This window comes from Mycobacterium intermedium (genome assembly GCF_002086275.1).
Taxonomy (GTDB): Bacteria; Actinomycetota; Actinomycetes; order Mycobacteriales; family Mycobacteriaceae; genus Mycobacterium; species Mycobacterium intermedium.
The window spans coordinates 1-776 of the sequence record NZ_MVHT01000268.1 but is presented as its reverse complement, the minus strand read 5'-3'; the positions used below and the strand labels follow the sequence as shown (position 1 = coordinate 776).

Here is a 776-nt window from a genome sequence, read left to right as displayed (position 1 = left end):
TCGGGTACTAGGTCCGCTGGCCGCCGACGACGAGGCAACCTACCGGGTAGCCATGACGTTGTCGGTGTATCTGCAGGAGAACCGCAGTAGGTCACGGGCCGCGAAGCGACTTACCGTGCACCCCAACACTATTAGTTACCGTGTCGATCAGGCTCAGATGATTCTCGGCCGCAGCATTGACACCGACACGCTCGATCTGGCCATGGCGCTGTTATTGCTACCCCTGCTGCCGGGGCTCGTCGCGGAGGCATCGCCCCGCTCGCACGCACTGTGACCTGAGTACAAACCAGGAAACCAACCTTGGTGTCGCAACCCAAGGAATACGCGGCGCCCGGCCCTACCGTCTTCGTCAGTTGGCCAGCTGGCCACCAGTCCATCACGAAGCAAGGAAACCCCGATGCAAACGCTGCAAGAACTCGACGTCAACTACATGAGCGGCGCCGACAACCCCTGGATCCCGTTCACCCCGTTGAGCGACCAGGTGTTCCTGAAGTATTGGAAGGTCGACCCGGTCCGTGGCGAGATCGTCGTGTCGATGAAGTTTCCCGCCGGCCTGGAGTTGGCCCCGCACTATCACACGGGCATCGTGGTCGGACACACCGTGAAGGGGGCGTGGCGCTATCAGGAAAACAACTGGGTATCCCGCGGTGGCGACACCGTCTATGAGGTTTCCGGTTCCAGGCACACCCCGGAGAGCATGGAAGACACCGAGGTGTTCTTCTTCATCGTCGGTGAGCTGCTGTTCATCGACGAGAACAACACGATCTTGTGGCAGG

The 776-nt window shown here is 60.6% G+C and carries 2 protein-coding genes; both read left to right on the top strand.

The annotated features are described in order from the left end of the window. On the top strand, positions 1 to 274 hold a 274-nt coding region (locus BST27_RS30615; protein WP_211285339.1), incomplete at its 5' end, for a helix-turn-helix domain-containing protein. A 123-nt stretch (positions 275 to 397) separates the two neighbouring features. Continuing rightward, on the top strand, positions 398 to 776 hold a 379-nt coding region (locus tag BST27_RS30610; RefSeq protein ID WP_083148849.1), incomplete at its 3' end, for a 2,4'-dihydroxyacetophenone dioxygenase family protein.